Source organism: Rhizobium acaciae (genome assembly GCF_025941625.1).
Lineage (GTDB): Bacteria > Pseudomonadota > Alphaproteobacteria > Rhizobiales > Rhizobiaceae > Rhizobium > Rhizobium acaciae.
Window position 1 is genome coordinate 103,488 of the sequence record NZ_JAPCZO010000021.1, and the last position, 26,258, is coordinate 129,745.

Genomic DNA, 26,258 nt, shown 5'->3' on the forward strand with positions numbered 1-26,258 from the left:
TCATGGAGAAAAAACCGAGCGTCCGGGTTGCCGCCGCGCAGATCGCGCCGGATCTGACCTCGCGCGAGAAAACACTGGCCCGCGTGCTGGATGCAATTCGCGAAGCGTCCGCCAAAGGCGCCGAGCTCATCGTCTTTCCCGAAACCTTCGTCCCCTGGTACCCCTATTTTTCTTTCGTGCTGCCGCCCGTTCTCTCCGGCAAGGAGCATGTGCGACTTTACGAGGAAGCCGTCACAGTGCCGAGTGCTGCCACCGATGCCGTCTCGGCAGCCGCCCGCGAGCATGGCATCGTCGTGGCGCTTGGCGTCAACGAGCGTGACCACGGATCGCTCTATAATGCCCAACTGCTGTTTGATGCCGATGGCACGCTCATCCTCAAGCGTCGCAAAATCACCCCGACTTTTCATGAGCGAATGATCTGGGGCCAGGGCGACGCCTCCGGCCTGAAGGTGGTCGATAGCGCCGTCGGACGGCTTGGGGCGCTGGCCTGCTGGGAGCATTACAATCCTCTGGCCCGCTACGCCCTGATGGCACAGCACGAGGACATCCATATCGCCCAGTTTCCGGGCTCGATGGTCGGGCCGATTTTTGCCGACCAGATGGAGGTCACCATCCGCCACCACGCGCTGGAAAGCGGTTGCTTCGTGATCAATGCCACAGGCTGGCTGAGCGACGAGCAGATCGCCTCCATCACGTCCGACGCCGGCCTGCAGAAGGCCCTGCGCGGCGGCTGCATGACTGCGATCATCTCGCCCGAAGGCAAACACGTCGTGCCGCCGCTCATAGAAGGCGAAGGCATCCTGATCGCCGATCTCGACATGAGCCTGATCGTCAAACGCAAGCGAATGATGGATTCGGTCGGCCATTATGCCCGGCCCGAGCTGCTGCATCTTGTCATGGATGGCCGCGCCACGGTGCCGATGGTCACCACCACCCAGCCATCCCTCCCCACAGCCGAAGCAAGGACCCTTTCCGATGGAGAATACGACACGTCTGCCGACCGAGATTCTGATCAACGAATTGCAGTCCTACGGAGCCCGGCTCGTTGATCCCAAGGCCGGACATGAAAGCCGCCGCGGCGGGGCCGGACCTTCCGACCACAAGGCACTGACCATTGACGGCATGACGGTGATGGTGCCGGTTCACACCGCACCTGCGTTCGAGAGCCCCTATCTGGTGGAAAAGCCGGACGAGATGGGCCGCAGCCGTATCAGCCGGGACGGCACGGTGCTGGGCGAGGTCTCCTTTCCCCTGCGCCCGCGCTTCTATGAGCGCTCGACCGCCGACGGCATTCCCTATTCGCAAATCGCCGTTCTGCACGGCAAGGACGTGCTCGCCACCACCGTGCTGCAGACCTGCATCCGCTATCAGAGCCGTACCAAGACCTGTCAGTTCTGCGCCATCGGCCAATCGCTGGCCGCCGGCCGTACCATCGCCCACAAGACGCCGGAGCAGCTCGCGGAAGTCGCCAAGGCCGCCGTCGAACTGGACGGCGTCAAGCATATGGTGATGACCACCGGCACGCCGAAGGGCGACGACCGCGGTGCTGCGATCCTCGCCGACAGCGCCCGCGCCATCAAATCGGCCGTCAACATTCCCATCCAGGCGCAATGTGAGCCGCCGGAGGACGATCTATGGTTCACCCGCATGAAGGAGGCCGGCGTCGATGCCCTCGGCATGCATCTGGAGGCCGTGACGCCGGAGGTCCGTGCCCGCATCATGCCCGGCAAGGCGCAGGTCTCGATCGCCAAATACATGGCCTCGTTCAAGGCCGCAGTGGAGGTCTTCGGGCGCGGCCAGGTCTCGACCTATGTTCTGGCGGGGCTCGGCGACAGCCGTGAAGCCATTCTGGACATCTGCGAAAAGCTGGTTGCGCTCGGTGTCTATCCCTTCGTCGTGCCCTTCGTACCGATCTCCGGCACGCCGCTCGAAAGCCACCCGGCACCGAGGCCCGACTTCATGCACTCGATCCTCGGACCCTTGTCCAGGATGCTGGTCGCCAGCGGCTTGAAGGCCGTCGACATCAAGGCCGGCTGCGGCAAATGCGGCGCCTGCTCCGCCCTTTCCACCTATGAAAGGATGCTCACCAAATGATGCTCGAAGCCTTTGCTCCCTATCGCTCGAGCGAGTTCCAGGTGAAGTTCGCGACCTCCGCCTGGGAGCGCAGCCAAGCGCATGCGCTGCGCCGTGCCGTCTTCTGCGAGGAACAGCGGATCTTCGAGGGCGATGACCGCGACGCGATCGACGATCACGCCATCCCGATCGTTGCGCTCTCCATGCTCGGCATTGCCGCCGACCAGCTGGTCGGAACGGTGCGCATCCATCAGGCGGAACCCGGTCTCTGGTGGGGCTCGCGACTGACGGTCCATCGCGATTTCCGCAAGATCGGCGCCCTGGGGGCGACCCTGATCAAACTCGCCGTCTCCTCCGCCAACGCGATCGGATGCCACACGTTCCTCGCCAATGTGCAGGTGCAGAACGGTCTGCTGTTCCGCAGGCTGCATTGGGATGTGATCGAGGAGTTCGAGGTCTATGGCAAGCCGCATCTCAGGATGAAGGCCGACCTTGCCTACTATCCGCCCTGCGCCACACCCGAGGCAGGCTTCACCGCCCTTTCCAGAAAGGCGGCGTGAGGATGGCCGCAATCGACATCAAGAGCCTGGCTGCAAAACTCTCGGCCAGCAGCGGCATCGCCGCCAAGCAGGATATCGGCACGATCGCGGCAAGGCTCGGTCTGCAGGGGCAGCAGATTGCCGTCGGCGACGATTGCGCCGCGCTGCCCGACGGCGACGACTATCTGCTCTTTGCCATCGAAGGCTTCATGAACGAGTTTGTCGCCGCCGACCCCTGGTTCGCCGGCTGGTGCGGCGTCATGGTCAATATCTCCGACATCGTTGCCATGGGCGGCCGGCCGATCGCCGTGGTCGATGCCGTCTGGGCCAATGGCGAGGCAGGCGCGACACCCGTTCTCGAAGGTATGCGGGCGGCATCCAGCGCCTTTGGCGTGCCGATCGTCGGCGGCCATACCAATATCCGCAGCGAACGCGGCCAATTGTCGGTCGCCATTCTCGGTCGCGCCAAGAAGCTGCTGACGAGCTTCGATGCAAAGCCGGGCGATGTGCTGGTTGCAGCCATCGACCATCGCGGCCGTTACCGCGAACCCTTCAACAACTGGGAAGCCGCCACCGACGCCGCGCCGGCGCGCCTGCGCGGCGACCTCGAATTGCTGCCCGAGGTCGCCGAGGCCGGGCTGGCGCTGTCTGCGAAGGATATCAGCCAGGGCGGCATCGTCGGCACGGCCATCATGCTGGCCGAATGCTCGCATGTCGGCATCGACATCGACGTCACCGCCATTCCCCTGCCCGCCGGTGTCAGCCTCGATCGCTGGCTCGTCACCTTTCCGAGCTTCGGCTACCTGCTCTCGGTCGCGCCGGAAGATGTGGCCGATGTCGTCGCCCGCTTCACCGCGCGCGGCATCAGCGCTGCGGTCATCGGTGCGGTCGTGGCCGGCGCCGAAGTCGCGCTGGTCGATGGCGGAAGCCGTGCAGTGGTGCGCAATCATGTCGAAACACCACTGCTGCAGCTCGGCCGACAGGATGTCGTCGCATGAGCCTCCCGTCGCACCGAACTCTGCGCATTGCCATGCTGACCCATTCCACCAATCCGCGTGGCGGCGTGGTTCATGCCATGCAGCTTTCGGAAGCGCTGACCTCGCTTGGCCATGAAGTGGTCCTGCATGCGCCGGATGCCAAGGGGACGGGCTTCTTTCGTCAACCCTCCTGCGGCACGGCCTGCATTGCCGTGCCGCCGGCACCCGCCGACATGACGCAAATGGTCGAGCAGCGGATTGCCGACTATGTCGACTATTTCCGGAGAACCGGAACCAGTGGCTTCGACCTCTTTCACGCCCATGACGGCATTTCCGGCAATGCGCTGGCGACCCTCAAGCTGGAGGGCCTGATCCCGAATTTTGCCCGCACTGTCCACCATATCGACCAGTTCGCCGATCCGCGCCTGATGGCTTTGCAGGATCGCGCGATCGATGCGGCCGATATCTTCTTCGCCGTCAGCCGCCTCTGGCAGGACAGGCTGAGAGACGAGCGCGGCATCGAGGCGGCAGTGGTGGGCAATGGCGTCGACACCAACCGCTTCTCGCCTGCCTGGAGCGGGGAGCAGGTCGCTCTGCGCGACAGGCTGCAGCTGGGAAGCGGGCCGATCTTCCTCAGTATTGGCGGCATCGAGGCGCGAAAGAACACCCTCGGTATTCTGGAAGCCTTTCGTCAGGTCCGCGCCATCCAGCCGGATGCCCAGCTTGTCATTGCCGGCGGCGCCTCTCTCCTGGACCATGGAGACTATCAGGAGGAGTTCCGCTCTTGCCTCGCCTGTCTCGGTCGGGACGCCGCAGCGGTGCATATCACCGGTGCGATCGCGGATGCCGACATGCCGAGCCTCTACCGGTTGGCGGATGCGCTGGTGTTTCCCTCGCTCAAGGAAGGCTTCGGCCTCGTCGTTCTGGAAGCCATGGCCAGCGGCATTCCGGTTGTTACATCCTCGATTGCGCCCTTCACCGAATATCTGGGTCCCGGCGACGCGATCTGGTGCGATCCGCATCATCCGGTCTCCATTGCCGAAGGCATGGCGCTGGCGCTGGTCGCACCGATCCGCGAGCAGATCATTCCCCGTGGTCTAGCGGTTGCAGCCCGCCATGGCTGGCAGCAAACCGCGACTGCCCATCTTGCCCGCTATCACACGCTGCTGGAGCCCGACCATGCCTGAAATGCGGTTCGTTATTGCTTGGCCGGATGGCCGCAAGGAGACCTGTTATTCGCCCTCGCTGGTGATCAAGGACTATTTCGCCGAGGGCCAAACCTATCCGTTGTCCGACTTTCTCGATCGCAGCCGCGCGGCACTGACCATCGCCAGCGACAGGGTCAAGGCGAAATACGGCTATCCCTGCTCGCTGGCGCTCGGCCAGCTGTCGCGCATCGAACAGGCCGCCACTCCTTATCTCACCGACGCAGAGGCCGAAGTCCGCTGCGAAAGCTTCATCCTTTGAAAGGACCCATCATGACCACACCATCCCTCAAGAGCCATTACAGTGCGGTTGTCATCGGCGGTGGCCAGGCCGGGCTGTCGGCCTCTCACTATCTGAAGAGGCACGGCATTGATCACGTGGTCTTCGAGAAGAAGACCGTTGCGCATAAATGGAAGAACGAACGCTGGGACGCTTTCTGCCTGGTGACGCCGAACTGGCAGTGCCAGCTTCCCGATCATCCCTATGACGGTCCGGATCCGCACGGTTTCATGGTCAAGGACGAGATCCTCGCCTATGTCGATCGCTTCGTGAAGAAGGTCGAGGCGCCGGTCCTCGAGCAAACCGGCGTGACGTCGCTCGAAAAGCATGGCGGCCTCTTCCGGCTCGAGACCTCGGCTGGCGCGGTGACCGCCGATGCCGTGGTGATCGCCACCAGCCTCTATGCGGATCCGGCCATTCCGCGTGCCGGCGAGCGCCTGCCCGAGGACGTCACGCAGATCCACACCGCCGCCTACCGCAATGCCGAGCAACTGCCGGAAGGCGGCGTCATCGTGGTCGGCTCCGGCCAGTCCGGCTGCCAGATTGCAGAGGATCTGCATCTTGCCGGCCGCAAGGTGCATCTCGTCACCGGCAATGCGCCGCGTTGCGCCCGGTTCTATCGCGGGCGCGATGTGGTCGACTGGCTTTCCGATATCGGCCAGTACGACATCACGGTCGAACATGACGGCATGACGAAGAAAAAGCACGACACCAACCACTATCTGACGGGACGCGACGGCGGACGCGATATCGATCTGCGCAAGTTCGCGCAGGAGGGCATGGCGCTGTATGGCCGCATGTCCGGTGTCGCCGCCGGCCGGATGCTGTTCGAGCCGAACCTGAAGGCCAATCTCGACGGCGCCGACCGTGTCTATAACGGCATCAATGCCCTGATTGACCGGCATATCGCCGAAAAAGGCATCGAGGCTCCGGCCGGATCCCCCTATGTCCCCGTCTGGGAGCCTGAGGCGGAGATTGCCGAACTCGACCTGAAGGCGGAGGGGATCACCTCGGTCATCTGGGCCACGGGATTCAGCCCGGATTGGTCCTTCGTCGGCCTGCCGATCTTCGACGGCAACGCCTATCCCGTTCATCGCCGCGGCGTCACCGCCGTCGATGGCGTCTATGTTCTCGGACTTCCCTGGCTCTGGACCTGGGGCTCGGGCCGGTTCCTCAGCGTCGGCAGGGATGCCGAACATGTGGTCGGGCATCTCGCAGCGCGACATTCGGCACAGACATCGTCTCTCAAGCAATCGGTCAGCGCCTGATCATGATCGCGGCCCTTCTCGATTTTCCGCCCGCAGGACCTTCGGCACGCGACCTGATGGAACGTGCCCTCGATCCGCATATGCTCCTCGGCATGCCGCATTTGAATGGAAACGGGCTGTCCGAGACCTGGCTGATGAAGGAACTCGGCCATCGTCACTGGCTGATGCTTGCGTGTCATCTCGGGCTCGACAATGCGGATTTCAGAACTGCCAATGGAGAAGAGGCCTATGCCGCGATCTGTGCAACGTCACTGACGGATGCACGTTTCGACGTGGTGCAGGCAAACGACATTTTGGCCATCCACTCGAGACTGTCCGCAGTCTCGCGAACCCGGACGTCGACCCGGCACGAGTTGTCTGTCCACGGACGAAGCGTCGGCGCGGTCGAACTCATCTCAACCTTCGTTCACAGAACGATCAAAGACAACAATCACTCGATTGCCCGTGTGACGTTGCCTGAGCCGCAGGGAGAGCGGTTCCAGCCCAGCCGTCTGGCTGAGAATGCTGCAGACATCCGGAATGGGCGGTCAGCAACGCATTTCGGGTTTCCGGTCCCCGCCAACAAAGCGCTCAGAACCTTTCGATTTGATCCCAGCGCCTCGCAGGAGTTCAACGGCGCAGGACTATTTTACTTTGCCGAGTATCAGGCATTGGCCGATCGCGCCTTGGAAAATTGGTTTCCCCGCCAAGGGTCGGTCGTCCGAAAGGACGTCTTCTTCCTTGGAAATATCGAACGAAATGAAAGCGTCTTCTTCGACCTTATCGATTTTTCTGACGAGCAAAGAACTGTCCATGGGCAGCTACGACGCGAAAATGGGAAGGTGATCGCCAAAATATTCGGCACCTGGAAAAGTCTTTGCTGAGCCTGCACGGGAGTGCACCAGCGGCGCGCTTGATGCGGCGTCCCGCTAGTGATCTAGTGGATGATGAAATCAAGCCGAACTTCAGCAGCCCGTCTGATGAATGTTCGACCGCTCCTACGCTAGCGTCCTTTGCGCGTCTGAAAAGACGCCGGCGCTGTAGAGAAAGAAATGCGAGCACGTGACGACCAGCATCAGACATATCGCTAAACTTGCAGGAACATCGGTCTCTTCGGTCTCGCGCGTGCTCAACAACAGCGGTTATGCCTCGCCTGAGCTCAGGGAGCGGGTCGAGGCGGCTATCCGAACGCTGAATTACACGCCCAGCAAGGGTGCCCGTATGCTGCGCGGCGCACCAAGCCGGATGATCGGACTGATGCTGCCGTCGATTGAAGTGCCTTTCTTCGGCATCCTGGCCCATGCGATTGAACAGGAACTGTTCCAGCACGGCTATCAGACGCTGATCTGCAGCACGGCGGAAAATATGGACCATGAGGTGCGCTACATCTCGATGCTGCTCGCCCAGCGCGTCGACGGCGTCATCGTGGCAAGCGCCTTCGGCAGCATCGAGCATTTCGGGGTGCTGCGGGACGCTGGCATTCCAATCATCGCCATTGACCGCGAGCTGAGCGGCATCGCCGACGACGCTGTCATGGCCGATCACGAGGAAGGCGGACGGCTGATGGCGCGCCACCTGATCGATCTCGGCCACCGGGCAATCGCCATCGTCGGCGCGCCGGCCCACAGCCAGCCGATCCAGCTTCGCCTTCAGGGCATCACGGCGGAGATGGCGAAAGATGGGATCGCGCCTGCCATCGTGGCGATGGCGGAAGAGCACAGCTTTGCAGAGACCTACCGGCTGGCGCGGGAATTGCTGGCGTCTCGACCCGAGGTCACCGCGATCATCGGCACGACCGACGTTTCGGCGATTGCCGCAATCCATGCCATCCAGGATCGCGGATTTTCTGTTCCGGGCGACTATTCCGTCGTGGGCTTCGACGATCTGCCGGAGGCCGCCTACGTCTTTCCACGGCTGACAACGGTCGCACAGCCGATCCGCGATGTCGGACAGCAGGCAGCACGGCTGCTGGAAGCGCTGATCGAGGAGCACCAAACAGGAGACGAATCTCGGCAAGGCGCGATCGTAAAAGTGCCGGTCACGCTGATCGAGCGCGATTCCACCGGCACTGTTCGCAGCTGAGCAGATGGCGTGGATCAGAGAGACGACAGGCTAGGGTCGGACGATAACCTTGATCTCGCCCGGTAATGGCACGTTGCCCACCACGTCGGCGACCTCCTCGAGACCTATGGTTTTGGTGACTAATGCGTCCAGTTCCAACGCCCCGCTCGCGACCATTGCCGCAGCGCGCGAATGGGTGAAAGGGTTGAGGTAGGCCGGCCTGATATCGACTTCGTTGACCAGCAGATCGAAGGGCAGAACCGGCACCTCGACACCCGCCGGCGTCACCCCGAAAAGCACAAAAGTGCCACCGCGCCGCGCCATTTTCAGCCCGTTTTGAAGCGTGTCGCTGACGCCGGCGCACTCGATGACCACGTCTGCGCCGCCTTTGGTGACCTCTCGAACAGAAGCGATTGTTTCTGAGGCCGGGTCGAAGGCGTGCGTCGCCCCCAGGCGCAGAGCCGTTTGGCGTCTCGATTGCTGCCGCGTGATCAAAATGATCTCGCCTGCCCCAGCCAGGCGGGCCAGTTGCACCATGAGCAGGCCGATCACGCCTCCGCCGAGGATCGCGACGCTGTCGCCCGGACGGATCCTTGCCTTGTCGATTGCGTGGATACAGCAGGCCAGCGGTTCACTGAAGGCGCCGTGAACGGGATCGAGGCCGGCCGGCAGGACGAAGGCCTGGGCCTGCGGCACCGCCACATATTCGGCAAAGCCGCCATCCCGTGTCACGCCGATGGCGGTCAAGCTCTCGCACAAATTCGGCCGCGCCTGCGTGCACGCCCGACAGGTGCCGCAGGCAATATTCGGGTCCACCGTCACAAGCTCACCACCGGTAAAGCGGGTAACGGTATCGCCGATCGCTTCGACTATACCGCAGAATTCGTGGCCCAGCGTCACGGGGATAGCCGTCGGATACTCACCCTTGTACATGTGGCGATCGGAACCGCAGACGCCGGCCACTGCAACCCGGACAAGCAGCTCGCCCGGCCCGGCAACCGGCTTCTCGACGCTGCGCATGGTCAAAGACCCGATCGACTCTAAACGTACAGCTCTCATTCCACTCCTCCAGACCACAACTGATTGTGCTGATCACACGTCCGCCCCGCGGCATCGACCATCCTGGGCACGCTCAAACGCTCAGCTCATGACATTGCCGCCATCGACATTGTAGCACTGCGCCACGATGTATTCTGCATCGGGCCCGGCCAGGAAGGCGGCCATGGCAGCTTGTTCTTGGGGGGCGCCAAATCGTCCGGCCGGGACGGCGGCGGCCACGCGGCGCTTGACGTCACCGGGTCTCAAACCTTCCCGGCTGCCGAGTTTTGCATCGACGACGTCCCACATCGGCGTATCGACGACGCCGGGAGCGATGGCGTTGACGTTGATCCCGTAACGGATCAGCTCAAGAGCGCAGCTTTGGGTGATACTGATGACGGCCGCCTTGGACGCGCAGTAAGCCACTGCCGGTCCTTCGCCCCGACGCCCAGCCTGGGACGAGAAGTTGATGATGCGTCCACCTTCCCCTCTCTCCACCATGTGCCGGGCAACGGCCTGCGTCATGAAGATCAGGCCTTCGATATTGACCTGAAATACCCTAGCGGTCCGTTCCCGGGATATTTCCAGGATGGACTCGACGTCGTAAATGCCTGCGGCGTTGACCAGGATGTCGATCTGACCGGCGGTTGATATAGTGAAGCGTACAGCTTCTTCGATGCTGTCCTGGCTGGTCACGTCAAGCGCTGCACCCCAGACATCAGGGCCGATCGCTTCGGCCACCCGTGCGCATCGTTCACCGTCGAGGTCCGCCACGACAACCCTCGCGCCTTCGGCGGCAAAACGCTCGCAGACCGCCTTGCCGATGCCGCTCGCTCCTCCCGTGACCAATGCCACCTTGCCGGAAAGTCGCGCCGTTTCCGTATGGGTCATCGCACTGCCTCCCCGGTCGCGCCTAAATCGGCAAAGGCGCCGTGCGCGGCTGCCGTAACGAATAGCTTCATGGTTACTCCTCCCCTTTTGACTGAACGATAATCGGAGCCGCCCTCCTGAGGCGACGCCAATGGGCTAAGCGGATTCCGGCTTCGTCTCCTTCGCCTCGCAAAGAAGGGCGGACATGTCGGGGATGCCATCGGTGGCCGTCGCCCCCTTGAGGCAACGCGCAGCTGCGGCGTGGGCGACGGCGCAGATATGCTCGACCGGCCAGTTCTCATGCAGGCCGTAGAGCACGGCGGCGCAAAAAGCGTCTCCTGCGCCGACGGTACTGACGATGTCATCGGGATCGACGGGTCGTGAACGCGTCATGATCGGAGAAGCGCCTGATGCAAACCAGAAGCAGGTTTCCGGCGCATGGATGATCGCGCCCTTGGCGACACCAGCCGCAAGCAGGCGCTCGCCCGCTTCCAAAAGCCCCGCCTCGATCAAATCTCCCTCCGCATCGCGAACGATAACGCCGGTTGCCCGCCCCGCCTCCATCTCGTTGATGATCAGATAATCGCAGAAGGGCAGAGCGACGCCGACCTTGGCCGCAAATTCCGGGTCTTCGCTCGATACGAAATCCACGCAGGTCGTCAGGCCGGCGCGGCGCGCGGCCTCCAGCAGGCGCGATGCTCCCGAACGGCCGTCAGGGCCAATGCGGTCGAGACCCGGCAACAGCATGAGATAACCGAGATAGAACAGCCGATAGCCGGCCTTGGCGAAGGCCGCGGGTGAGACAAGCTTGTCCGTGACGGCATCGTTGGCGCCGCCATGATAGAAGAAGGTCCGGTTCTGGCCGGGCACATTCATGACATGCGTATGCGCCGTCACCCGGTCGGCAAGCGCAGTCAGCCCCCCGACATCGACGCCGGCAACCGCAAGACGGGCCTTGACGATCTCTCCGTCCTGATCGGCGCCGATGCATCCCGCCGCCGCCAGCTTTCCCGGAAATCCGAGCGAGGCCAGATCGGTGACGACGTTGGCCGCCCCGCCCCCCACGCCCAGATCCTGGTGCAGGATATGCGCGAGATTGCCCTGTTCGGGCCAATAGGACAGGGTGTGGACGCGATCGACGATGAAGTTTCCCGCGCAAACGATGCCGCCCTGCCTCTGACTGTCGCGATCGTGAACCTCCTCCCCGGCTCGCATCAGCTGACTCCTTCGTTCCACAAGGGCCTCAGCGGCGGCTCGTCTTCCTCGATCTCGGCAAAGCGCGCGATCGGCTCCAGAAAGAAATTATCGCTGTTGTCGTCGTTGACCTGGCTGACCTCGCCGACAAGGACAGGTCCGCCACCTTTCCTGCCGTAGAAGCGGTGGTAAAGCCCGGTGCGGATCGTCACGCTCTGGCCAGGCTGGAGAACCAGCGGCTCCCATGCAGCGAGCCGGTGCGGCAGCCCGTCTACCGGCACCGTCACATCCTCCGCCAGCACATTGCCATCGGCATCGGTTGCGGCGAATTCGATGACGAGATCACCGCCGGCGCGATTGATGATGTCTTCCATCTTCGCCGCATGACGGTGGGTCGGCGTGACCTGCCCTTCGCCAACGAAGAGCAGCTTTTCGGCATAGCTCCGTTCACCCCTGATATCGACGATGCCATTGCGCAGGCTAAACAGCACGAGACCGCATTCGGCGAACCGGTCCGAGCCGAAATCGGTGACATCCCAACCCAGCTGATGAGCGCGCAAATAGGCTGCGGCCTCCGGATGAGCGGCAAAATCCGCCGCCGTCCAGGAGCCCCATGCCGGCAGGGACCAATGCCAGCGCTCGAGGGCCTCGGTTGCCCGCAGCAACGCGGCGTTGATCTCGGAGCGCTTCATCAGGCTGGCGCCCCGTCATACGCGACCGGTACCACGACGTCCTCGCGACCAGATTTGAGGGCTGCCGTCAGGACTGCGTGATGCGCCTGCGCCTCGGCCGGCGTCGCGCAGCCGAAACCGTTGGCATTTCCTCCGGCAAGCTCATCGACGAAGGCCGCCCACATCTGCAGTATGGCGTCGGCAAAACCGAATTCGAAGATCTTGCCTGTGATGGCTGGAAACAGCGAGCCATAACCAAGATCCTCGGTACTCCAGGCCTGGGCACTGCCATTATAGTCCATCCACTGCCACTGGCGCGGCGACTTCGTGCTGAAGAACGCGCTCTTCTTCATGCCGAGAACGCGGATGTACCAGGTGTTGGATTCGCCGGGCGCGATGCGCCAGGTTTTCAGCACCATCGGGAAATCCTGATCCCCGGTGCGTACGCGGCTGCTGATCGTGGCATTGTCCCAGGTGGTGCAGGGCAGCATGCCGCCCTTGCCGTCAGGACGTTCGGTGACCTTCTTGACCAATTGCGCATGCAGGGTGGTCGGGCGCCAACCGAGACGCAGCGGCACGTGCAGCACATGCATGCCGAGATCACCCATGCAGCCATAGTCGCCATTGATATCGGCCATGCGCTTCCAGTTGATCGGCTTCTGCCGGTCGATATCCGAAGAGTGCAGGAAACCCGCCTCGACTTCGATTATATCCCCCATCTCACCGCTTCTTGCGAGCGCGATGACCTTCTGTGCGCCAGGGAAGAAAGGCATTTCCGACGAGCAGCGGACCAGGAGTTCGGGATGCTCGGCGAGCACCGCCATGATTTCCCGGTTCTGCGCGGCGTCCATGCCGAAGGGCTTTTCGCCGAGAAGATGCTTTCCGGCCTTCAGGATGTCGATATAGAATTGCTGGTGCAGCACATGCGGGACGGCGCAATAGACCGCATCGACCTCTGGATTGGCCAGCAGGTCCTTATAGTCGGCGGTGAACTGCCGAACGGTCGGCACATGATCCCTGAACCAGTCGAGCAGCGTCGCGTTGGTATCGCAGACGGCGACGATTTCCGGTCGCGCCTTCACATCGACCAGATGCAGCCAGCGCGCCGCAGCACTCGCGAACTCGCGCCCCATCAGACCGCAGCCGATGACGCCGAAGCGGAATATTTTCGTCATGACATGTCCTCCCAGACGCGCGTCAGGCAATATGCAGCAAGGCTTGCTCGACAGAAGCCTTGTCATGGACGATCGCCATCAAGGCCCGCGTCATGCCGGCGGGATTTTGATGTTGAATGACGTTGCGGCCATAGACGATGCCACGGGCGCCTTGCTCCATCAACTCTCTGGTGCGGATCAGGATTTCCTGATCCGAAACGCGGCCGCCGCCGCGCACGAGCACCGGCAGACCTTGGGCGATCTCGACCACGCGGTGATATTCCTCGACATTGTCGCAGGGGTCGGCCTTGATGATATCGGCGCCGAGTTCGGCCGCTTGGCGCACGAGCGGCAGAATCTTGTCGATCGCGCCGTCGACCATGTAGGCGCCCTTGGAATTGTCTTGCATGACAAGCGGCTCGACCATCAGCGGCATGCCGTAGATCTCGCATTCGCGCTTCAGGCTGTTCACATTGCGCACGCAGGCGCGGTAGACCTCCGGCTGGTCCGGCAGCATCAAAAGATTGACGACGACACAGGCAGCATCCAATGCAACGCCCTGCTCCACCGCCCTGTCGATCATTTCGGAAAACAACTGAGACGGCAGGGGATTGCCATAGATGTTGGCGATGTCGGTGCGCAGCACCAGTGCCGGGCGATGTTTGCCGGGGATCGCCTGCAAAAGGGGTGCGGTCCCTGGCGGGAGCTGAATGGCATCCGGCGCCGCGTCCGCGATCACCTCGATCGCCGTCTTCATGTTCTCGATGCCGGAAAGGAAGGTTCGTTCATTGAACATGCCGTGATCGATAGCAACGTCAAAACAATTTCCAGACACGCCGAAAAGTCGGTTCAACCGCGCGGATTTCATCAAACTTCCTCCCAATATGGTAACGTTTCCACATTTGGATAAACACAGCAGGAATACGAGTCAAGATAATGTGGTAACGTTTCCATACTGGTTTCCAGGTGCGGACGAGGCGCCGCTCGCGCCTCGTCCGGGACCGACTACCAGCAGGTGAACCCTGCATCGACGTTGACGATCGCCCCGGTCATGAGGCTGGCGGCGCCCGATGCAAGGAAGAGGACGGCGCTGGCAACCTCTTCCGGCGTTCCCATTCTTCCCATCGGCGTGTCGGCGAGCCAGAGCGGGATACGCTCGCGATTGGCTTCGACGGCCACCACCATCGGCGTCTCGATGTAGGTGGGCGCGACGGCGTTTACCCTGATGCCGTGATGCGCCCACTCGGCGGCCAACGAACGCGTGAGGTGATGGACCGCCGCCTTGGAGACGTTATAGGCCGTCTGAGGCTGGGGCCGGTTGCAGATGTGCCCCGACATCGAGCCGAGGTTGACGATGGCGCCCCTTTTCATCGAAATCATCGGACGACCAAAGGCGCGCGAGCACCAGAAGACGCCGTTGAGATTGACGTCCATCATGCGCAGCCAATCGGCGTCAGTGAGATCCTGCGCCGGGATGCCGCTCTGGCCAATTCCGGCATTGTTGACGAGGATCGTCGCCGGCCGGCCGCCATCGGCGAGCTCAGCCGCGATCGCGTCCATTCGGGCCGCGTCGGTGACGTCGCCCACCCGGACTTCGACGTCGTAGCCTCTGTCGCGCAGCGCAAGCGCTTGCTCAGCGTCGGCCTCGCTGCGTTCGATGACGACGACAGCGGCGCCCGCCTCCGCCAGCGCCTCGGTGCAGCAGAGCCCGATCGCACGCCCTCCGCCTGTGACCACCGCCCGTTCGCCGTCGAGGCGAAATTTCTGCTGGTAACTCATGTTCGGCTCCTTCAGATGTCGAATGCGCTAGGAAGCACCACGATATCGCGGATTGTGACGTTGCGCGGCCGGGTCAGCATGAAGATGATCGCGTCGGCGACTTCCTTCGGCTCGATCAAAGCTCCGGCCTCCTTGGCCTTGCGAAGGTTTTCCTCCGGCCAATCCGCAAGCAAAGCGCTGATCACCGGCCCTGGAGAAACCGACCCCACACGAATGCCATTTTTCAGAAGCTGGCGTCGCATCGTCTGGACGAAGCATGTCATCGCCCATTTCGACGACGAATAGACAGGTTCCCATGGAATCGCCGAATGTCCAGCGACAGAACTGGTGACGACAATGTCGCCGGTGCCACGTTCGATCATGTGCGGAATGACGTTGCGAACGTTCTTGATGACAACATTGACGTTGAGATTGAGCATCCGGTCGATGGTATCGAGATCGGTCTCCATCAGGTCGCCGCCGATATAGGTGCCTGCATTGGCATGCAGGATATCGAGCTTGCCGGTCTTCGACAGGATGCCCTCGAGCAATCCCGCGCACTGGTGCGGATCCAGCAAGTTGAGCACCAGCGGAATAGCGCGCTCGCCAAGCCGGGCACAAACCGTCTCAAGGGCCTTCTCATCGCGGTCGACCAGCACGACCGTCGCGCCAGCGGCGAGCATTGCCTCCGTCGAAGCCAGCCCTATTCCGGACGCTGCACCTGTGACCGCCGCGATCTTCCCATTCAATTCCGTCATCGATTTTTCCTCCTGTCTTGATCCTGATTGTCAATTCTTCCCGACGCCGCAAGCGGCGTGATAGTCCGAGAGACTCTTCGTCACTCTCCAGATCAAAACCTGTTCCGGATCGAGCGGCGCATCTGCGAAATCCTGAGCGGCCGGCATATGCTGCCAAAGCAATGGCAGCGGTACGGTTTGGCCTCGAAGGGCCTCGCACAGGCGCCGGACCGCCTCTTGCGCTTCAGCCGACGCCCAATAATAGCGGATGCGGTCAGACAGCGAATAGTGCCGCAGCCAGCGCATCTCGGCGTTTGTGCCGTGGTAGTGGCGGCTCCAGTTGGCTGGTTGATCGAGCATCAGCGCCTCCATCGCCGCATAGAGCGGACGCTGGCCGTAATCGGGCAAAAGGTCCGACGCGATCGCATCCAGCGCGTAGAGCGCCTCGCGCAGGACGAAGGTCAGTTCCGGACCGACCTTCAGAATGGGAAACCCGTCCTCCACCAGCGCGGTCAAAGGCCGGGTCCCCTGATAGTCCGTCGAGTGCGCCTCGAAGACGAATTGCGGCTCGTCGGTGAGCACCGATTTCAGCGCGTCTATCTTGCTGCGGTCGTAAAGGATGACATTCTGATTGCCGAACTCGACGCCCGGCTGAACGACCAGCCCGATAGCCCGTCCAAACGCTTGCCCGAGTCCGGCCTCCGTAAAGATCCGGCGGTGGACTTCGATCGTCTTCAACGCCGCTGAGGCCGCCGTCGGTTCGATCGTTGTCAGGGCATGGTCGGCCCCGCCCGGCGGCGGCACTTCGGTGCCGATGACATAAACCGGCATGGCGCCGCCGGCCCTCTTCGCCGAGACCTCGGCGACCGCCGCGAGCCGGGCGGCGCGATGGGCGGTGGTTTCGTCATCGAGCGCTACCGGCTCGCCCTTGCAACCCATCGAGGCATCGAGGTGAATCTTGCGGAACCCGGCCTCGACATAGGCGGCAACCATCTTCTCCGCCTCGGCCATGGCCTCTTCGGCCGGGCGGTCGCGCCAAGGATTGGGACCGAGATGATCGCCGCCGAGAACGATCAGATTTTCCGGGCACCCTTCCTCGACTGCTATTTTGCGGACGAGGGCGGCGAAGTCGCTTGGCGTCATTCCGGTGTAGCCGCCGAGGTGATTGACCTGGTTGCAGGTCGCTTCGATCAGGACGCTGCTTGCCTGTTGCCGCCCGTGTCGGAGTGCTGCCCGAAGCACGATGGGATGGGCCGAGCATACGGAGGTCAGCCCTCTGGGGTGGCCTTCGATCCTCAGCCTGGCCAGTTCGTTGAGATGCACCTGCATCACGGACGCCTTTCCGTTGATGCGATGAACGCATCGAGTTCTTGCTGCGTGCCGGCGCCTTCCATCGGACCGAGGACCATCACGTTGCGGGCGCCAGCGGCCGAGGCATAGGTCAGAGCTTGCTGCGGAGACATTCCGAGCCGCCGGCAGGTGAGATAGGCACCGCCGAAGCAGTCGCCGGCGCCGGTCGGATCGACCTCTTGAACGACAAATGCCGGAGCGTCGATGCGGTCTCCGTCCCTGCCGAAATAGGTCGCGCCTTCGGCGCCGCGCTTCAGCACGATCTCCTTGACGCCCACCTCGAACAAGCGGTGGATCGCTTCTGCCTCGCCTTCGACACCTGCGGCGCGCTCAAGCTCTTCTCCAGACGGCAGAAGCAGATCGGCGGCAGCGACAAGCTTGGAAAACCGTCGCTCGGTGTCCTTGTCCAGCTTCAATTCCTTGCGAATGTTCGGATCCACCGAGAGCGTTCCCCCGCGTGCCTTGACGATGTCGACCGCCTTGTCGATCACCGCGCGCGCGCTGGGGACCGACAGAGCGGAACCCATCACGTGAAGATGGCCGCTCCGATGGATGAGATCGCCGACCGTTTGAGACCAGCCGAAGCGCGCGGCTGCTGAAGTGGCGATGTTATAGACGAAATCCCGGGAGCCATCCTTGCGGTAGCGGACAAAAGCGCTTCCTGTGGGATAATCCGGATCGATCGAGATCGTCGAAACATCGACGCCGTCGCGTTTGAGGCGATCGGTATTGACACGACCGAAATCGTCATCGCCGACGGCGCCGACCATGGCGGCCTTGCCGCCGAGGCGCCCGCACTGCGAGATGAAGATCGCCGGCGCTCCGCTCGCGAACGGACCGACGAGCGGCTGGGCTTCAAGAAAACCGTCTCCGACCGTCGTGGCGACGATCTCGACGAGGATCTCCCCTACGCAAACCGTGGGACCAAGCGGGTCCGGAGCCAGTACTGAAGTCATTTGCAATCCTGCTTTCGATCGTTCTTGTCATCAACTCGTCGCCGACTGGACCGGCGCACCGTCCTCGCCGCCGAACTCCTCGCTCTCCAATGACAGAAAGCGCTGGTGCAACATGCACGCCGCCCCGAAGGCGGAACCGAACTCCGCATCATCGTCCACGACGATCTCCGGCATGGGGAAAGGTATATTCTGTCCCTCCGACATGTGGACCGCCACCCGGGCCGCCACCATCGGGTAGAGGGACGCCACGGAGCCACCCAGCACGATCCTGTCAGGGTCGAGCAGACGACAGGCCTGCAGCAATGCGTATGCGAGATGGCGCGACCAGGTTTCGGCGATATTGACCGCGGCCGGGACACGGTCATGAACGTCGCCAAGGAACTCCTGCAGATCGACGTGCTTACGTCCAATAGCCTCGCGATACTGCCTGATCAGCACCTCGCGACCGATCAGCTGTTCAAACTTCTGACCGCCGCTTCCCGGCACCAGGGTGTGGCCGATTTCTCCCGCCAGGCCGTGGCCGCCCCGGAACAGCTTGCCATCGATCATGATGCCTCCGCCGACGCCGGTTTCCATCAGCAGGAACAGGGTCACGCCTGAGACGCCGTGACGATAGCTGTCGCCGATCGCAAACGCGTTGGCGTCGTTTTCAACCGCGATCGGGACGGCGGCCGGGAAGGCGGCCAGGAAGGCGGATCGACCAATCTCCTTCAACGACACCTCTCGCCAGCCGATGATGGGTGCGAGGGTGACAATTCCGTCCGGCCGGATGTGGGCCGGCGCCGATATGCCGAGACCTTTGCACCGTCCGATCATCCTCTTTTCCATCGCGCCGACAATCAGGTCGACACCCCGCGCCACGGCCTCCTCCACTGTCGAAGACATGGTGTCGAACGCGATTTTCCGACATGCCCGGACTTCGGCGGAGAGATCGACAACTGCAGCCGATATATGCTCGACGCCAATCTCTATCCCGACGAAGAATGCGGCATCGGGGACCAGTTCGAGCATGATACCCGGACGCCCGGCACGGGAATGTTCCAGGCGCTGCTTGCCGCTCTCGTCCGACTCCTGAACGAACCCGCCTTCCGTCAGTTCGGCGACGATCTCTCCCGAGGATGAGCGATTCATCCCGAGCTTCCGGGCGAGATCCGCCCGGCTGAGGCTTCGGTGGGCATAGATCGTCTGCAAGGCGGCGACGATATTGTTCTGCCGGATCCTGCGCGGCGAACTTCCGATGGAGACGGTGTCGTTCATATTTCAATTCCCTTCAGTCGGCCCAACCCTTACACGACTGGAACAGGCTGTCAGAAGGATAATCAGGGCCGCGCGTTTGTGGCGCGGCGGCGCTTGGCCTCGTCATATTTCAGCTCGATGTAGCGCTTCGCGTGCGCCGCAAGCGGATCATTATCCTCCCAGGTGTCGCGCCAGATCGCGCAGGCGAGCGACAGGCCTTCGTCCACGACCGTCGTCGAGAAGCTTTCGAACACGATGTCGCGCTTGTAGTCGATGTCGAGCAGAGCGTCGAAGATCAGATCGAAGTTGATGACGCCGTCGCCGAGATAGCCGCGGTTGCTCTCGCCGATGTGGAAGTAACCGATCTTGTCGCCGGCCAGGCGGATCGCGGCGGCCGGATTGGCTTCCTCGATGTTCATATGGAACGTGTCGAGGTGGAGACGGACATGCTCCGATCCGGTCTCGGCGATGAACTTCAGCCCCTGCGCCGCCGTATTCAGCAGATTGGTCTCGAACCGGTTGACAACCTCCAGGACGAGGTCGACGTTCGCTTGTCTGGCGACCTCGGCGGTCGCGGCGATCGCGGCGACGCTGTTGTCCCAGCCCTTCTTCGTCGGCTGGCGATTATATTTGGTGTGCGCGGAATAGAGAATTCCGCCGAGCTTGTTGCCGCCGATATCACGGACCGCCCGAACGGCGTCGGCCAGCGTCTGCTTGCCGGCGGATACCGCAGACATGTCCTCGCTCGATACGTCCCTGTCGAGTGGCAGGCCCATCGTCACGCCAATCTCCACGTCAAGCGACTGCGCAAGCTTTGCCAATCGATCGAGATTGAATTTCTCGGGGCGCAGATAGGCAAATTCGATGGTGCGATATCCGTGTTCGGCCGTCTTGTTGAGGGCCATTTCCAGCCCTTCCTGCGTTTGGCCGCCTGTCCATACAAATGAATGGATACCCAATCGACGCATAGCCTTTTCCTCCAAAAAATGCCTTTGGCTGCGGACAGTGCTATGCCATTTAGTTTGGCAAGACAACAAATAATTTTGGCTGAAATTCTTATGCTGCTTTGCAAAATTACCTTGCAATGCAATATATTACACTTCTCACCATTGCATCGCACCCTCCGCCGGAATTTAGTTTCTGCAAAAATCAAGGGGATAGATCATCTATTTGCATGTTTAGACAACAAATGTTGCGTCGTCAGTTTTTTTGGCCTACACAAAGGACCGGCGAAATGATCTCGCTGCACTTTGGGAGGATTGAAAATGAATTATGCTTTGAAGGCTAGCGCGCTTGCGCTGACGCTCGGCCTCGCCACCACTGCTTCGCCGGCCTGGGCTGACTTCTGGTCCGACGCCGGCGCCAAATTCAAGGGCGTGACACTGCACGGCGTCACCGAAAGCACCCCGCCATCGAACTACATCAGGACCGTGCTGGCTCCGGAATTCGAAAAGAAGACCGGCATCAAGGTCGACATCGAGACGACGTCCTGGGATCAGATGTACGACAAGGCCATCAAGGACATGGAAGCCAAGACCGGCATCTATGACATGGTCTATATCGAGCAGGACATCATCTACTCCTATCTCGCCAGGAATTTCCTCGTCGACATCACGAAGACGCTGAAAGAACAGCCTGATCTGAAGGCGCCGACCTACGACGACGCCAACTTCACCAGCTTTGCCGACTATTTCAAGGACTCGAGCGGCGATCTCTTCGGCGTTCCGATGGAAGCCTTCCTGAAGGCGTATCTCTATCGCAAGGACCTCTTCGACGATCCGAAGATCAAGGAAGCCTTCAAGAAGGAAACCGGCAAGGACCTGAAGCCGGCGACCACACACGCGGAATACACCGAGATCGCCGACTTCTTCACGAAGTACGGCAAGGACAACGGCATGGAGCTCTGGGGCACCACCGCTCAGGCACATACAGGCCATCCGGCGTCCTGGTATGAATTCTTCGAGTCCATCGCGCCGACCTTCGGCGTCTACAATTGGGGCATCGACGCCAAGAACAACTATGCGGCGACGGTCGAACACGGCGGCGCGATGAACGGCGACAAGGCAAAGGCCGCGTTGAAGTATTGGCTGCACCTGCGCGACATCGCTCCTCCGGAATCGACGCAGTCAACCTGGACGGAAACCGCGACGACCTTCGCCGCGGGCCGCGTCGCCCAGGGACTGATCTATGGTGAGAACGCCGCGTGGATCGCGAGCGATCCGGCGCAGTCGAAAGTGGTCGGCCAGGTCGGTTTCGCTCTGCCGCCGCTCGAGCCGGGCGTGCTGGACGACGCGAAAGCTGGAAAGGGCTATATCGGCTACTACGATGGCGGCGCCTTCGGCGTGCCGGTCACGTCCAAGAACAAGGAAGCGTCACTGCTGTTCCTCGAATTCATCGGTCAGAACGAAGTGCAGCCCGATTGGGCCATCGCCGCACCGCGCATCACCAACACGGCGACGTTCGACGATCCGAAGGTGAAGGAGATGGACGTCAAGCTCGGCGGCTTCTACACGATGCTGAAGGACGACGGCAAGCTCTTCGCCGGCGCTCCCCCCTACCCCTTCCATGCGCAGGTACGTGAAGCGACCGCTCCTATCTTCTACGACATCCTGACCGGCAAGATCGGTCCCGATGAAGGCCTCGACCAGATGGCGGCCAAGGCCGAAGAAGAACTCACCTCGCTCGGCTATCGCAAATAAAACATCCTCCCCAACTTGACGGGTCGTTCCGACGACCCGTCATCTTCCGTTCCCAGATGGAGCGGACATCCACATAGTGTTCAATGGGGGATAGGCGATGCATTCGCAGAAGCTCGGGTGGCTGTTGCTGTCACCGACCATAGTGATCCTCGGACTGTTCGGGATCTTTCCGTTCATCTACGTCCTCTGGGTCTCTTTCCATTCATGGAACCCGTTCGCGGCCAATCCGGGCATGATCTTCAACTGGGCTGAGAACTATCGGCGGCTCGTCTTCGACCCGCAGTTCCTGGCATCGCTCGGCATAACTCTGACATTCGTCTTCTTCGCGGTCGTGTCGGAGCTGGTCCTCGGCTACATCCTCGCCCAGGCGCTGCTCAAGGACTTTCCCGGAAAAGCGGTGTTTCGCACGATCCATACTCTTCCCCTGATCATGGCGCCGATCATAGTCGGCTCAGTCTGGAAGCTGATGACCACCCCGTCCATCGGCATCATTCCCTATCTTCTGAGGAGCTGGTTCGGCTACGATCTGAATATCGGCCAGAGCGCTGTCGCGGCCTTCACCGTCACTGTCATCATGGACATCTGGCACTGGACGCCGCTCGTCACCCTCTCGCTGATCGCCGCACTCGTCTCGCTTCCATCAGACCCGTTCGAGCAGGCGCAGATCGACGGCGCCGGCAAAAGCCAGATCTTCTGGCACATCACGCTCCCCCTGATCCGCCCGGCCCTGCTCGCCACAGTGTTCATCAGGCTGATGGACGCGCTGCGCACCGTCGACGAAGTCTTGATGCTGACCGGCGGCGGTCCGGGTTCTTCGACGCGCTATATCGGCGTCCATATCTTCAGGGAAGTCTTTCCCAAGACGAATTACGGCTACGGTTCGGCGATCTCCGTCATCGTCCTCTATCTCACCATCGTCGTCTGCTGGCTGCTCTATGTCGGTTTGATTGCACCCCGCGTGAAGAGAGGTTGAAGCGATGAAGACCCGTTTTCCCTGGCTTCCGGTCGTCCTCTGGACCCTGATAAGCCTCGCGACCCTTTTCCCGATCTACTGGCTCTTCGTCATATCGGTGAAACAGCCCTTCGACCTGTTCTCGACGCCCGATGTCATTCTCCGAAGCTTCTTCTGGAAGAACTACCAGGACGTGCTGACCAATCCGACCTTGCGCGGATACATGCTCAACTCGATGATCATTTCGTCGGGCAACGCGCTGCTCGTCACCACGCTCGGCTTCCTTGCCTGCTACGCCCTGACGCGCTTCGACCTCGCCGGCAAGGAAAGCATCTTCTTCTGGACGATCACCAACCGCATGGCGCCGCCAGCGGTCTTCCTGCTGCCGCTTTTCCTGCTGCTGACGCAGGTCTACAGGATCGGCGACTTCTCGCTCGCCGATTCCAAGCTGGGCATGATCCTGGTCTATTGCTCCTTCAACCTTCCCTTCGCCATCTGGACGCTGCGCCCGACCGTGGAAGGCATTCCGAAGGAATTGGACGAGGCGGCCTATATGGACGGCGCGAGCCCATGGACCGTCCTCTATGATATCATCTTTCCTTTGGCACGGCCCGGACTTGCGGTGACGCTGATCCTGACCTGGGTGTTTGCGTGGAACGAATACCTGCTGGCGGCAACGCTCACCAACTTCCATGCGCGGACACTCACCACCGGCCTGTCGGAATATGTGACGACGACGGGGACGGCGTGGGGCATCATGGCCGCGATCTCCATGCTGACATTGGTTCCGGCGCTCATCGTCTTTTCGGTGGTGCAGCGTCACATCGTCGCCGGCCTGACCTTCGGCGCCGTGAAAGGATGAAACGATGACATCTCAATCAGGAAATAACGAACCCAAGCCAGGCTTCCTGCCAATCGAAACGAACTGGTTCGACCGGCTCTTCATCTCGATCGTGATCTGGGTCGCGCTCTCGCTGTTCTGGATGCGGTTCATCGAGCCGTTCGGGCTTTCCGTATGGTTCGCGGCGGCAATCTCGGCAGTCCTTGGCGCCTATATCGTCTGGAAGGGATGAGATGATGAATTCCGTCAACGACATCAAGTCACAAATCGTGCTGCTTTAGGGGGAACGACATTGGCAAACGTACAGGTTAGCGACGTCACCAAGAAATATGGCTCTCTTCAGGTCATGCATGGCGTGAGCGTCGACATCGAGGACGGCGAATTCGTCGTGCTGGTGGGTCCATCCGGCTGCGGCAAATCCACCCTGCTCCGGATGATCGCCGGGCTGGAGACGGTCAGCAGCGGAGATATCCGGATTGGCAGCCGTGTCGTCACCAATGCTCCCCCGAAGGACCGTGACATCGCGATGGTGTTTCAGAGCTACGCGCTTTATCCCCATAAGACCGTCGCCGAAAATATGGGCTTTCCGTTGAAAATGGCCAAGCGTCCGAAGGCGGAGATCGCCGAGAAGGTCGGCAGGGCAGCCGAGATCCTCGACCTGACGCGTTATCTCGACCGCTATCCGAAGCAGCTGTCCGGCGGACAGCGTCAACGCGTGGCGATGGGTCGTGCCATCGTCCGCGATCCGCAGGTCTTCCTGTTCGACGAGCCGTTGTCGAACCTCGACGCCAAACTCCGCGTCACCATGCGTGTCGAGATCAAGGAGCTTCATCAGCGGCTGAAGACCACCACCGTCTACGTTACGCACGATCAGATCGAGGCGATGACGATGGCCAACAAGATCGTGGTGATGCGCGACGGCAGGGTCGAGCAGATCGGCAAGCCGCTCGATCTCTACGACTTCCCCGTAAACCTCTTCGTCGCCGGCTTCATCGGCAGCCCATCGATGAACTTCCTTCAGGGCCGCATAGCCACAAGCGACGGCAGGAAGATCGTCGTCACCGACCAGGGCATCGTCCTTCCGATGGCAGACACAAATGCGGATGAAGGAAGAGCCGTTACCTACGGCATTCGACCGGAGCACATCACGATCGCCGAAGAAGGCGTTCCGGTCGAGGTATCGGTGTTCGAGCCGACGGGTTCGGAGACATTGATCTTCGGCCGCACGGGAGGCGTGCCGATCGACGCGCTGATCCGAGAGCGCATCGAGGTCGATCCCGGACGGACTATGTACTTCCACATCGATCCCCGGCGTGCGCATATCTTCGATCGGGAAACAGGCCAGAGACTGTAGGAGAACGCCCCATGGACTTCAAAGGAAAGACGGTGATCGTGACCGGCGCCGGCAAAGGCATCGGACGCGAAATCGTAAGGATGCTCGCCGAACGGGGTGCGCAGGTCGTCGCGCTGACCCGCAGTGCTGCCGACGTCGAAGCGCTGCGAGGGGAATTCGGCTGCCGGGCAATCCAGGTCGATCTCGCGGACGCCGATGCGACTAGAGAGGCAGCGATCGCTGCCCTTCCCGCAGATTTCCTTATCAACTGCGCCGGCACGACCGAACTCCAGCCGTTCCTGGAGACAACCGTGGAAGCATTCGATCGTCTCGTCGCGGTCAACACGCGTGCTCCGATGATCGTCGCCCAGGAATATGCCCGGTCGCTGATCAAGGATGGCCGCAAAGGCGCCATCGTCAATGTCTCGTCGGTCGCATCCTTCGTCGGCATCCCCGACCACGCCGCCTATTGCGCGTCGAAGGGTGGATTGGATGGCTTGACGCGGGTCATGGCCAAGGAGCTTGCGCCGCACGGCATCCGCGCCAACGGCGTCCATCCAACGGTGACGTTGACGCCGATGGCGGTGAAGGCATGGAGCGATCCCGAGAAGGCGGCGGGGATGATGAAGCGAATTCCCGTCGGTCGCTTCGCCGAGCCGGCAGATATCGCCGAGGTTGTTCTTTTCCTGCTCTCCGATCAGGCTGCCATGGTGAACGGGATATCGATGCCGGTGGACGGCGGTTACATGATTGCTTGAAGTTCAGGACGAACGCGTCGTACGAGGCTGCGATTGCAATCGGGAAAGCGGCGGCGTTGACCGCCGCACCAATCGGCGCAGCTCATCTTGATCGACAAAGTGATCCGTCACGCCGGCCTCTTTATCCGGATGGCTGAAAACAAGCCCGGCGGAATCCTCAAGCTTCAGAGCTTGCTCCGTATTCATGATCCCGAGCGCCTGGCGCTCGTACTCGGATTCAAGCGCTGCCTCGACGATGGCTTTTTTCTTGCGCATGTCCATGTCCTCCGTTCCTCAAAGGGTAACGGACGGCGGGAGTCGCGGTTCCCGTCAGGGCATCACGATATGAG

The 26,258-nt window shown here is 61.6% G+C and carries 28 protein-coding genes; 15 read left to right on the forward strand and 13 right to left on the reverse strand.

Annotated features, from left to right (window positions below):
- The first annotated feature begins 2 nt into the window (after positions 1–2).
- The 9 genes from OLZ32_RS28770 to OLZ32_RS28810 all read left to right on the forward strand — a co-directional run bounded on the left by OLZ32_RS28770 (position 3) and on the right by OLZ32_RS28810 (position 8,403).
- Entirely contained in the window at positions 3–1,049 is a 1,047-nt protein-coding gene (locus tag OLZ32_RS28770; protein WP_264424144.1) for a Nit6803 family nitrilase, read from the forward strand.
- Complete coding sequence (locus OLZ32_RS28775; RefSeq protein ID WP_264424146.1) at positions 976–2,094, forward strand: MSMEG_0568 family radical SAM protein; 1,119 nt, start codon at positions 976–978, stop codon at positions 2,092–2,094. The genes OLZ32_RS28770 and OLZ32_RS28775 overlap by 74 nt, the downstream gene beginning before the upstream one ends.
- Positions 2,091–2,633, forward strand: coding sequence for an MSMEG_0567/Sll0786 family nitrogen starvation N-acetyltransferase (locus tag OLZ32_RS28780; RefSeq protein WP_264424148.1), 543 nt, complete (start codon positions 2,091–2,093; stop codon positions 2,631–2,633). The genes OLZ32_RS28775 and OLZ32_RS28780 overlap by 4 nt, the downstream gene beginning before the upstream one ends.
- A gap of 2 nt (positions 2,634–2,635) precedes the next feature.
- Complete coding sequence (locus tag OLZ32_RS28785) at positions 2,636–3,610, forward strand: sll0787 family AIR synthase-like protein (RefSeq protein ID WP_003545443.1); 975 nt, start codon at positions 2,636–2,638, stop codon at positions 3,608–3,610.
- Positions 3,607–4,776, forward strand: a complete 1,170-nt coding sequence (locus OLZ32_RS28790; protein ID WP_003545441.1) for an MSMEG_0565 family glycosyltransferase — start codon at positions 3,607–3,609, stop codon at positions 4,774–4,776. Before OLZ32_RS28785 ends, OLZ32_RS28790 begins: the two co-directional genes overlap by 4 nt.
- The gene (locus OLZ32_RS28795; protein ID WP_222261809.1) at positions 4,769–5,056 is read left to right on the forward strand and encodes an MSMEG_0570 family nitrogen starvation response protein; all 288 of its coding nucleotides are present in this window, start codon (positions 4,769–4,771) and stop codon (positions 5,054–5,056) included. Before OLZ32_RS28790 ends, OLZ32_RS28795 begins: the two co-directional genes overlap by 8 nt.
- Positions 5,057–5,067: 11 nt before the next feature.
- Positions 5,068–6,342 (forward strand): MSMEG_0569 family flavin-dependent oxidoreductase, encoded by a 1,275-nt coding sequence (locus OLZ32_RS28800; protein ID WP_222261808.1) that lies wholly within the window; start codon positions 5,068–5,070, stop codon positions 6,340–6,342.
- Between the two features lie 2 nt (positions 6,343–6,344).
- Positions 6,345–7,205, forward strand: coding sequence for a Pnap_2097 family protein (locus OLZ32_RS28805; RefSeq protein WP_003545436.1), 861 nt, complete (start codon positions 6,345–6,347; stop codon positions 7,203–7,205).
- 178 nt (positions 7,206–7,383) lie between these two features.
- Positions 7,384–8,403 carry a LacI family DNA-binding transcriptional regulator gene (locus OLZ32_RS28810; RefSeq protein ID WP_075224292.1) on the forward strand — a complete coding sequence of 340 codons (1,020 nt, stop codon included), beginning with the start codon at positions 7,384–7,386 and terminating at the stop codon, positions 8,401–8,403.
- A 30-nt stretch (positions 8,404–8,433) separates the two neighbouring features.
- Here the strand turns inward: OLZ32_RS28810 and OLZ32_RS28815 are convergent, their stop codons facing one another.
- The 12 genes from OLZ32_RS28815 to OLZ32_RS28870 form a co-directional block, all read right to left on the reverse strand.
- On the reverse strand, positions 8,434–9,441 hold the full coding sequence (locus OLZ32_RS28815; protein WP_264424153.1) for a zinc-dependent alcohol dehydrogenase family protein: 1,008 nt from the start codon (positions 9,439–9,441) through the stop codon (positions 8,434–8,436).
- A gap of 81 nt (positions 9,442–9,522) precedes the next feature.
- On the reverse strand, positions 9,523–10,311 hold the full coding sequence (locus OLZ32_RS28820) for an L-iditol 2-dehydrogenase (protein WP_264424155.1): 789 nt from the start codon (positions 10,309–10,311) through the stop codon (positions 9,523–9,525).
- A gap of 135 nt (positions 10,312–10,446) precedes the next feature.
- Positions 10,447–11,505 carry a carbohydrate kinase family protein gene (locus OLZ32_RS28825; protein WP_264424156.1) on the reverse strand — a complete coding sequence of 353 codons (1,059 nt, stop codon included), beginning with the start codon at positions 11,503–11,505 and terminating at the stop codon, positions 10,447–10,449.
- Positions 11,505–12,176: a D-lyxose/D-mannose family sugar isomerase gene (locus OLZ32_RS28830; RefSeq protein WP_264424158.1), complete on the reverse strand. Its 672-nt coding sequence runs from the start codon at positions 12,174–12,176 to the stop codon at positions 11,505–11,507. Before OLZ32_RS28830 ends, OLZ32_RS28825 begins: the two co-directional genes overlap by 1 nt.
- Positions 12,176–13,330 carry a Gfo/Idh/MocA family protein gene (locus tag OLZ32_RS28835; protein ID WP_264424160.1) on the reverse strand — a complete coding sequence of 385 codons (1,155 nt, stop codon included), beginning with the start codon at positions 13,328–13,330 and terminating at the stop codon, positions 12,176–12,178. Before OLZ32_RS28835 ends, OLZ32_RS28830 begins: the two co-directional genes overlap by 1 nt.
- Before the next feature lie 22 nt (positions 13,331–13,352).
- A complete protein-coding gene (locus tag OLZ32_RS28840; protein ID WP_264424162.1) occupies positions 13,353–14,177 on the reverse strand; it encodes a class I fructose-bisphosphate aldolase in 825 nt (274 codons plus the stop codon).
- Between the two features lie 137 nt (positions 14,178–14,314).
- Positions 14,315–15,088 carry an SDR family NAD(P)-dependent oxidoreductase gene (locus OLZ32_RS28845; protein ID WP_018072508.1) on the reverse strand — a complete coding sequence of 258 codons (774 nt, stop codon included), beginning with the start codon at positions 15,086–15,088 and terminating at the stop codon, positions 14,315–14,317.
- Between the two features lie 11 nt (positions 15,089–15,099).
- Positions 15,100–15,825 carry an SDR family oxidoreductase gene (locus OLZ32_RS28850; protein ID WP_017990247.1) on the reverse strand — a complete coding sequence of 242 codons (726 nt, stop codon included), beginning with the start codon at positions 15,823–15,825 and terminating at the stop codon, positions 15,100–15,102.
- Positions 15,826–15,855: 30 nt separating this feature from the next.
- Complete coding sequence (locus OLZ32_RS28855) at positions 15,856–17,133, reverse strand: D-tagatose-bisphosphate aldolase, class II, non-catalytic subunit (protein ID WP_264424184.1); 1,278 nt, start codon at positions 17,131–17,133, stop codon at positions 15,856–15,858.
- Positions 17,133–18,110, reverse strand: coding sequence for a tagatose kinase (locus tag OLZ32_RS28860; protein WP_264424166.1), 978 nt, complete (start codon positions 18,108–18,110; stop codon positions 17,133–17,135). Before OLZ32_RS28860 ends, OLZ32_RS28855 begins: the two co-directional genes overlap by 1 nt.
- 30 nt (positions 18,111–18,140) lie before the next feature.
- Positions 18,141–19,367 (reverse strand): ROK family transcriptional regulator, encoded by a 1,227-nt coding sequence (locus OLZ32_RS28865; protein WP_264424168.1) that lies wholly within the window; start codon positions 19,365–19,367, stop codon positions 18,141–18,143.
- A 62-nt stretch (positions 19,368–19,429) separates the two neighbouring features.
- A complete protein-coding gene (locus tag OLZ32_RS28870; protein ID WP_168277970.1) occupies positions 19,430–20,314 on the reverse strand; it encodes a sugar phosphate isomerase/epimerase family protein in 885 nt (294 codons plus the stop codon).
- Positions 20,315–20,611: 297 nt separating this feature from the next.
- On the opposite strand from OLZ32_RS28870, the gene OLZ32_RS28875 reads away from it, so the two are divergent.
- The 6 genes from OLZ32_RS28875 (at position 20,612) to OLZ32_RS28900 (ending at position 25,929) form a co-directional block, all read left to right on the forward strand.
- Positions 20,612–22,045 (forward strand): extracellular solute-binding protein, encoded by a 1,434-nt coding sequence (locus OLZ32_RS28875; RefSeq protein WP_222261797.1) that lies wholly within the window; start codon positions 20,612–20,614, stop codon positions 22,043–22,045.
- A gap of 97 nt (positions 22,046–22,142) precedes the next feature.
- Complete coding sequence (locus OLZ32_RS28880; protein WP_003545408.1) at positions 22,143–23,018, forward strand: carbohydrate ABC transporter permease; 876 nt, start codon at positions 22,143–22,145, stop codon at positions 23,016–23,018.
- Between the two features lie 4 nt (positions 23,019–23,022).
- Positions 23,023–23,859: a carbohydrate ABC transporter permease gene (locus OLZ32_RS28885; RefSeq protein ID WP_003556379.1), complete on the forward strand. Its 837-nt coding sequence runs from the start codon at positions 23,023–23,025 to the stop codon at positions 23,857–23,859.
- Positions 23,860–23,863: 4 nt separating this feature from the next.
- The gene (locus tag OLZ32_RS28890) at positions 23,864–24,070 is read left to right on the forward strand and encodes a DUF2160 family membrane protein (protein WP_018447078.1); all 207 of its coding nucleotides are present in this window, start codon (positions 23,864–23,866) and stop codon (positions 24,068–24,070) included.
- Positions 24,071–24,130: 60 nt separating this feature from the next.
- Positions 24,131–25,192: an ABC transporter ATP-binding protein gene (locus tag OLZ32_RS28895; RefSeq protein WP_264424172.1), complete on the forward strand. Its 1,062-nt coding sequence runs from the start codon at positions 24,131–24,133 to the stop codon at positions 25,190–25,192.
- An 11-nt stretch (positions 25,193–25,203) separates the two neighbouring features.
- The gene (locus tag OLZ32_RS28900) at positions 25,204–25,929 is read left to right on the forward strand and encodes an SDR family oxidoreductase (RefSeq protein ID WP_003545401.1); all 726 of its coding nucleotides are present in this window, start codon (positions 25,204–25,206) and stop codon (positions 25,927–25,929) included.
- A gap of 3 nt (positions 25,930–25,932) precedes the next feature.
- Here the strand turns inward: OLZ32_RS28900 and OLZ32_RS28905 are convergent, their stop codons facing one another.
- On the reverse strand, positions 25,933–26,190 hold the full coding sequence (locus OLZ32_RS28905) for a hypothetical protein (protein WP_017990241.1): 258 nt from the start codon (positions 26,188–26,190) through the stop codon (positions 25,933–25,935).
- Positions 26,191–26,258 lie beyond the last annotated feature (68 nt).